This is a genomic window from Aeromonas sp., assembly GCF_050252055.1.
Lineage (GTDB): Bacteria > Pseudomonadota > Gammaproteobacteria > Enterobacterales > Aeromonadaceae > Aeromonas > Aeromonas caviae.
In genome coordinates, this window is the sequence record NZ_JBFWLQ010000003.1 from 57,041 (window position 1) to 65,004 (window position 7,964).

6 protein-coding genes and 1 tRNA gene are annotated in these 7,964 nt (G+C 61.4%); 4 read left to right on the forward strand and 3 right to left on the reverse strand.

Annotated elements, in window-relative coordinates; translation table 11 throughout:
- The first annotated feature begins 75 nt into the window (after positions 1-75).
- The 4 genes from elyC to AB7E19_RS06365 all read left to right on the forward strand — a co-directional run bounded on the left by elyC (position 76) and on the right by AB7E19_RS06365 (position 5,432).
- Positions 76-861 (forward strand): envelope biogenesis factor ElyC, encoded by a 786-nt coding sequence (gene elyC / locus AB7E19_RS06350; RefSeq protein ID WP_427934744.1) that lies wholly within the window; start codon positions 76-78, stop codon positions 859-861.
- A 135-nt stretch (positions 862-996) separates the two neighbouring features.
- A complete protein-coding gene (gene tpiA, locus AB7E19_RS06355) occupies positions 997-1,752 on the forward strand; it encodes a triose-phosphate isomerase (RefSeq protein WP_319899912.1) in 756 nt (251 codons plus the stop codon).
- Positions 1,753-1,895: 143 nt separating this feature from the next.
- The gene (gene pfkA, locus AB7E19_RS06360; protein ID WP_010674852.1) at positions 1,896-2,867 is read left to right on the forward strand and encodes a 6-phosphofructokinase; all 972 of its coding nucleotides are present in this window, start codon (positions 1,896-1,898) and stop codon (positions 2,865-2,867) included.
- A gap of 1,308 nt (positions 2,868-4,175) precedes the next feature.
- On the forward strand, positions 4,176-5,432 hold the full coding sequence (locus tag AB7E19_RS06365; protein WP_427934745.1) for an amidohydrolase: 1,257 nt from the start codon (positions 4,176-4,178) through the stop codon (positions 5,430-5,432).
- A gap of 71 nt (positions 5,433-5,503) precedes the next feature.
- On the opposite strand, the gene yjjG is transcribed toward AB7E19_RS06365, so the two are convergent.
- From yjjG to AB7E19_RS06380, 3 genes are all read right to left on the reverse strand, one after another.
- On the reverse strand, positions 5,504-6,184 hold the full coding sequence (gene yjjG / locus AB7E19_RS06370) for a pyrimidine 5'-nucleotidase (protein ID WP_010674855.1): 681 nt from the start codon (positions 6,182-6,184) through the stop codon (positions 5,504-5,506).
- 33 nt (positions 6,185-6,217) lie between these two features.
- On the reverse strand, positions 6,218-7,702 hold the full coding sequence (locus AB7E19_RS06375) for a M17 family metallopeptidase (RefSeq protein WP_427934746.1): 1,485 nt from the start codon (positions 7,700-7,702) through the stop codon (positions 6,218-6,220).
- A gap of 144 nt (positions 7,703-7,846) precedes the next feature.
- Positions 7,847-7,923, reverse strand: a tRNA-Met gene (locus AB7E19_RS06380).
- Positions 7,924-7,964 lie beyond the last annotated feature (41 nt).

Consider the following 7,964-nt stretch of genomic DNA (forward strand, 5'->3'; position numbering starts at 1 on the left):
GGATTGGGCCACAGGAAAAAAGAGGGGTATTCTGTCACATCCCGAATTTGCTGAAAACTCAAGGACGTGTCTGTCGTGTTCGAGCTCAACTTCTTTGTCATCAAGAAATGGCTGGGCCATCTGCTGATGCCGCTCCCCTTCTCTCTCTCCTTGTTGGTGCTGGCGCTCGCGTTGCTCTGGTTCACCCGCTTTCAAAAAAGCGGCAGGCTGCTGGCGACCCTCTCCTTGGTGATCATCGCCCTGATGGGGACGCGGCCGGTGAGCTACGAGCTGGCCCGCAGCCTGGAGCAGACCTATCCCCCCTTCGAGGTGAGCCAGCATTCGGACATCCAGGCCATCGTCGTGCTGGGCAACGGTCATGTGAGCGATCCGGCCATCCCAGAGCGCGCCTGGCAAAACAACATCTCCCTGGCGCGCACCCTGGAAGGGGTTCGCCTGGCCCTGGCCTATCCAGAGGCCGAGCTGGTATTCTCCGGCGCCGTGGCCGGGGATCCCCTGTCGAACGCCGAGGTCAACGCCCGCATGGCGGCAAGCCTTGGCATCCCGCGTGCGCGCATGACGTTGTTTGAAAACAACAAAGACACCCATGACGAGGCGGTCAGCATCGCCGCCCACCTCAACGGCAAGCGGGTGGCGCTGGTGAGTTCGGCCACCCACCTGCCCCGGGCCATGGCCCTCTATCGCAGTCAGGGACTCGATGCGGTGCCGGCTCCCACCGATTACACCGCCAAGCAGAGTCAGGAGCCGCAACCCCTCTACAGCTACCTCCCCAAGGGGCGTTATCTGATGTATTCCGAGGCTGCCATTCACGAGTGGATTGGGGTATGGTGGGCCCGTTTGCGTGGGCAGGTCACCGAGTGAGCAATCGCGCCTTGCATTCCTGATTTGGATCAGGAAAGCGAAAAAAAATTACGTCATTTGCCGCCGGGTCAGCTATCTTGGGCTCGGTTCAATTCATATAATGTTGCGCAATCAAATGCCTAGGAGATATAGAAGATGAGACAGCACCTGGTAATGGGTAACTGGAAACTGAACGGCACCAAGGCTTCTGTAGAAGCCCTGATCAAAGGACTGACCCCGGCCGCTGCCGCTCATCCTTCCGTGCAAGTGGCCGTCTGCCCGCCGGTTATCTTTTTGGGTCTGGTTGAACAGCTGACCGCCGGCAGCAAGATCGCCTACGGTGCCCAGAACGCCGACGTTCACGAGTCCGGCGCCTTCACCGGCGAAAACGCCCCCTCCATGCTCAAAGCCTTCGGCTGCACCTACTCCCTGGTCGGCCACAGCGAGCGTCGTACCCTGCACGCAGAGACCGACGACGTGGTGGCTGCCAAGTACGAAGCCATCCAGAAGGGCGGCCTGATCCCCGTGCTGTGCATCGGTGAAACCCTGGCCCAGTTCGAAGCCAGTACCACCAACCAGGTGGTCGAGACCCAGCTCAAGGCCGTGATCGATCGCTGCGGCATCGCCTCCTTCGAGAACGCCGTCATCGCTTACGAGCCGGTATGGGCCATCGGCACCGGCAAGACCGCCACCCCGGAGATCGCACAATCCGTGCATGCTCACATCCGTCAATACCTGGCCGGTTTTGATGCAGCCGTGGCTGCCAAGGTACAGATCCTGTACGGCGGCTCCGTGACTGGCGCCACCGCTGCCGACCTGTTCGGCCAGCCGGACATCGACGGTGGCCTGGTGGGTGGCGCGTCCCTGAAAGTGGACGACTTCTCCCAGATCATCGCTGGCGCCGCCAAGTAAGCGCCAAGCAAAGAGGGGCCCCGCCCCTCTTTGCATATCGCTTTCCTATGGACCCTCTCGCCATAGGAAAGCCGATATAGTAAAAGCGGCCAGCCGTATTTTTCAGAATCTTGATTTTCGACAACTCAGATCCAGAGGCACTCATGACCAAACAAATCAAACGTATTGGTGTTTTGACCAGTGGTGGTGACGCACCGGGTATGAACGCAGCCATCCGCGCCGTGGTGCGCGCCGGTCTGCATCATGGCCTGGAAGTTTACGGCATCTATGATGGCTACCTCGGTCTGCACCAAGACCGTATCGTCAAGCTCGAGCGTCACAGCGTTTCCGACGTCGTGAACCGTGGCGGTACATTCCTCGGCTCCGCCCGTTTCCCCGCCTTCAAGGATCCGAAAGTCCGTGCCGAAGCGGTCGAAAACCTGAAGAAACACGGCATCGATGCCCTGGTGGTCATCGGCGGTGACGGCTCCTACATGGGTGCCAAGAAGCTGACCGAAGAGGGCTTCCCCTGCATCGGCCTGCCGGGCACCATCGACAACGACATCGCCGGTACCGACTTCACCATCGGCTTTGACACCGCCCTGAACGTGGTCGTGGACGCCATTGACCGCCTGCGCGATACCTGCAGCTCCCACCACCGCATCTCCGTGGTCGAGATCATGGGCCGCCACTGCGGCGATCTGGCCATGTCTGCCGCTGTTGCCGGTGGTGCCGAGTACGTGATCGTGCCGGAAGTGGCCTTCGACAAGGAGAAGCTGCTGCAACAGATCAAGGAAGGGGAAGCCAAGGGCAAGAAGCACGCCATCATCACCATCTGCGAGCATGTCACCGACGTCAACGCCCTGGCAAAAGACATCGAGGCCATGACCGGCCGCGAAACCCGCGCCACCATCCTGGGTCACATCCAGCGTGGCGGTTCTCCCACTGCCCGTGACCGTATCATGTCCAGCCGCATGGGTGCCTTCGCCGTCGAGCAACTGCTGGCGGGCCAGGGTGGCCGCTGCGTCGGCATTCAGGGCAACGAGATGGTGCACCACGACATCATCGACTGCATCGAGAATCTGAAGCGCCCGTTCAACCAGGAGCTGTACGATCTCTCCACCACCCTGTTCTAAAGGCTGTGGTCTGACAAAAAACCCTCCTCTGGAGGGTTTTTTTATGCGGGCTCCTCACCCCCTCCTCCCTCTGCGGGGGCCCGGCTATCCACTGGCCACTGTCGCCATGTCTTACCCCTTGCCCGGCGGCCCTGAGCCTCTGACCCCACGACCTTCTCCTTTACTTCTTTCCCCCGCTTTTCTACTTGCTCACCTTGTTCGCGACGGGTATGGATAAAGGCCTTGGTGGCGCAGTGCCACGGCCCTGCGCCAGGCCTCCCCTGCCCTTCATCCCATCACACTGGCGCCATATAGCAACCCGGGTGGGCAGACGATATCTCCCGCTTCCCCTGCGCGCGGGCCCGGTGGCTCGCCCCCCCAAGAAAACAGCGAAAAACGGGGCTTCCGGCCACCCAAGGCCCCATGAAGATCGAACCCCCATTTTCCCGCTTTCCCCCTTCCCTTCCATGCTCCTTTGGCGGCCCTTTTGTCGTTTTTCTGTACTCTTTTTGCTCTCAGCCTGTTTGGGATGAGCAGAAAATTGAGCCTTCATCGGATAACCCTGGCTGGCAACAGCCTTGCAGACTGGGGTTGGGATACAAGTCGTGAGAAAACATGACATGGGATGACAAAACCTGGCTGACAGCCACCAACCTCACTATGGCGACACCAATCGGCGCATCCCGCAGGCCATTTTGCTGACTAAAAATGGAGATCACCACAAAGAAGCCAATCGGAACCTCCAAGGAGAGAGTCACAAAATCAACATAACTCAATGTATTTAAAGACTTTATATGTATCCCATTTCACTGGCATCACCATGAAATCCTTTCCAGGACAAAAAATGCCCTTAAACTTGGAAAAATACAGCCATATTTCACCGCTAAACCATTTTCGCCTCATAATTACATTTTTCGTTGTTTTATCGTTCTGTTGTGGTATCTTGGTTCCATCATGAGCCAACCAAGGGAGATAAAATCATGAAAGAGTTCGTAGTTACCGCCGTTTTCACCGTGTTTTTCACTCTGGTTGCCGTCTCCATGCCGTCGCTGGCACAGCTCTAAGTCGGTCAATCAGCCATCTGCCACCTCTACCACCAGAGGGGTGGTTCAAAAAACAGACTGCAACATGGGTTTTTGACGCGCTCTGGCAAAGGATGATGCCAAGCCATCATTGAGCGCGATCTGCGCGCACAAAACGACCTCGTCGACATCCATGCCCTCTTTCAAGGGGAGCCCGGGCTCCCCTTGTCGCATCTCCCCCTGCGGGATTTACTCTTGCCCCCCTGCCCGTCACAATGGCCGCTGGATTTGCCACGCAGGAACCACCATGACTCAGGATGCCTTGCGCCACTGGCGCCGCGACCTTCATCGTCACCCCGAAGCCGCCTGGTGTGAATTTCGCACCACCACCCTCATCGCCCAACACCTCAGTGAACTCGGTTTCTCCATCATGCTGGGGGATCAACTGCTCGCCAGCACCCTCATCATGGGACGGGAAATAGACGTCCAGGCCCAGAAGGCCCGTGCCCTGCACCAGGGGGCGCATCCGGAGTGGATGACGCGGATCGACGCACTCACCGGCGTGATGGGACTCTGGGAGAGCGGGCGCCCCGGCCCCACCCTGGCGTTTCGCTTCGATATCGATGCGGTGGAGGTCGAAGAGAGCCAGGAGGCGTCACACCTGCCCGGCCAGGGAGGCTGGCACTCCGCCAACCCGGGCTGGATGCACGCCTGTGCCCACGACGGTCACACCGCCATCGGGCTGGTGCTGGCCGAGCGGATCGCGGCCCTCGCCGATCGCCTCACTGGCCGCATCAAGCTCTTCTTCCAGCCGGCTGAAGAGGGCTGCCGAGGCGGCAAGGCGCTCGCGGCAGGGGGGCAGCTCGATGACGTGGACGCCCTGCTGGCACTGCACATCGGCATTCACGCGAGCAGCGGTGAGCTGGTGGTCAACCCCACCGAGTTTCTCTGTTCAACCAAATTCGACGTGGAGTTCATGGGGCAAGCCGCCCATGCGGGGCTCGAGCCCAACGCGGGCCACAATGCCCTGGCGGCGGCCTGCATGGCCACCACCGCCATGCTCGGCATTCCCCGCCATCGGGACGGCATGACCCGCATCAACGTGGGCCAGCTCAACGGCGGCAGTGGACGCAACGTCATCCCGGGCCATGCCCGCATGATGGGGGAGACCCGTGGCGCGACGCCGGCCCTCAACGACTACATGTTCAATCAGGTGCAGCAGATTGTGGAGGGGGCGGCCCTGATGCAGGGCGCGACCTACCACATCCGCAAACAGGGGGAAGCGATCGGCATCGAGAACAGCCCAGCCCTCATCGAGGAAATCGTGCCTCTCGCAGAGGGGAATTCCCTTGATACCATCCACACCCGCCGCTTCGGGGCCAGCGAGGATGCCGGTTTCCTCATCGAGCGGGTACAGCAGCACGGCGGTGAAGCCGCCTATCTCATCCTGGGAGCCAACCTCGCGGCCCCCCACCATCATCCGGAGTTCGACTTCGACGAAGCCGTGCTGGCCCCCGGAGTGGCCTTGCTGGAGGCCTGGCTGCTCGCCCGCCTCGGCCGCTAGCAGACGCCGGATGCAAACAAGGCAGCCCATGGGCTGCCTTGTTTTTTTACACCCTTGCGGGCATAGGGGACCTACTCTCCCAGCACGATCGCGCAGAGATGGGCGAAGTGGTGGATCTCGTGGGTCGCCTCGCACGGACCTGTCTCCCGTCCCGGGTTGTACCAGCAGGTGGCAAGCCCCTGGGCGGCGGCACCGGCGATGTCGGTCTTGGGATTGTCCCCCACCATCAACACCCGCGCCGGGCTCGGCTGACCCATCTGCGCCAGGGCATGCTGGAAGATGGCCGCCGCCGGCTTGGTCACCTGCACCTCGTCAGAGATAACGAGAGGCTCAAACCAGCTGTTCCAGCCCAGTTTGTCGAGGCGCCCGCGCTGGGGCAGGCTGAAGCCGTTGGTGATGATCCCCATTCTGACCTTGCTCTTCAGGGCCTGCAGGGTCTCCTCCACCCCCTCCAGCGGCACGCTCAGGGCGATGATCTGCTGCAGGAAGGTCTCGTTCATCGCCATGGGCGCCACGTTGACCTGCTCGGCAAAGAGCGAAAAACGGGTCTGCTGCAGGTGGGTGGCGTCAATCTCCCCTGAGTTGTACTGCTGCCAGAGCCGCTGGTTGAGGGCATGGTACTCCGCCATCTTGGGGGGAGTCGGCGCCACGCCGTAGATCTGCAGGGTCCGCTCCAGCGCCCTGGCGACCGGAAAATCGAGCAGGGTTTCGTCCAGATCGAACAGCACCCAGTCATAGCTTGCTTGTTTCACGCTTGTCCTTATTGATTGTGCTTGGCCACGTTGTCATGCGTCGGGCGCACCCATCCCCAGAGGGCTGTCGAGCAGGGTCAGGGTCAGCCTGACACCAAAGCCGGTTACCTCGCTGCCCACCACGCCATTGCCCCCCTTGTTGCGAAAACCACTCAGGTCGAGGTGCAACCAGGGAAGCTCGGCGGGCACGAAGCGCGTGAGAAAACGGGCGGCATCGATGTGATCCGGGGAGGCGCCCGGCGCGCACTGTAACAGATCGGCCCACTCGCTATCGAGGTTGTCATCGTAATCCTCGTCCAGGGGGAAGGGCCAGACTCGTTCCCCGCTCTGCTGGCCCAGCGCGATCAGAGTGGTGAGCCACTCGGGGCGGTTGGTGAAGGCGCCGCTGTAACGGCTGCCGAGCGCCCGTTTGCAGGCGCCGGTCAGGGTGGCGTAGTCGATCAGCAAGTCGGGTTTGTCCCCGGCCGCCAGGGTCAGGGCATCCGCCAGTACCATGCGCCCCTCGGCGTCGGTGTCCACCACTTCGATGGTGGTGCCGTTGAGGGCGGTCACCACCTCACCGGGCCGGAAGGCCTGCGGACCGATGTGGTTCTCGGCGATGGCGAGCCAGCAGTGCACCTCAACGGGGAGTTTCGCCCGGCTGATGGCCAGCAGCGTGCCAAGGGCCACCGCGCTGCCCCCCATGTCCAGGTGCATGCCATACATGCTGCCACCGACTTTCAGGTTGTAGCCACCGGAGTCGTGGCAGATCCCCTTGCCCACCAGCGCGACGCGGCGCACCGGGTTGGCCGGACAGTAACTGAGCCTGACGATGGCGGCCTGACCGTCCGCCGAACCACGGGCCACCGCCAGGAAGGCGCCGGCGCCGAGCTTGGCGAGGGCCGCCTCGTCGAACTCCTGCCACTGCCACCCCTCCTGCTGCGCCAGCTCCCGGGCATAGACCCGGTAATGACGGGCATTGAGCTCGGACGCTGGCAGCACCGCCAGGTGGCGAGCCAGACCGTTGCCTTCGGTTTCTGCGCTCAGGCGGGCCATGTCCAGCTCGCAAGGGGGGGAAAGTTGCAACTGCTGATAACCCGGTCTTGTCGCCTCACTCCGTTTCTGGGTCGGCAGGGTCACATCGGCGGCGAGCAGGCAGGCGAGCACCACCCTTGCCAGTTGCGCGCGATGCTCATCGTCAAAGCCCTCCAGATGGAGCGCCAGGTGCGTCGCCTTGAGACCCGCCAGCGAGCCCACCCAGCTGCGCACCTGCTTGTAGAGCCGATGATCCAGGACCGGGCGGGCATCCATGAAGATCACCCGTTGCAGCCCCTGACTGTCGTCAAGGGAATAGGGGGCCTTCTGACCCAGGGCTATCTGGGTTGCCACGGCGGCAAAGGGAGGCGTCGCCAGCAGGGTATCGCGCGCTGAGTCGGCAATGAGCAGGAGTTTGACGGCAGCCGGCCCTGCCATTACTTCGGCGAGGGAGGTGCTCTGCATCGTGATTTGGGGAGAAGAATAGCTAAAAGGGGTCATCACAGGGTGCGGCCTCATCCATGAACAGAAAGCAGGATGATACCGAACAAATGGCGAGAGGGATCGGAAAAACACACATTATTGTGTGCAAGCAACAGATGCTGGAGGGGATCAGAGAGGTAATGCAGAAGAAAATCAGTCAGAAGTTGGTTGCGGGGGCCGGATTTGAACCGACGACCTTCGGGTTATGAGCCCGACGAGCTACCGAGCTGCTCCACCCCGCGTCCGAATTGTATTGCCACCACAAAAAGCAGAGCAGTTGCTT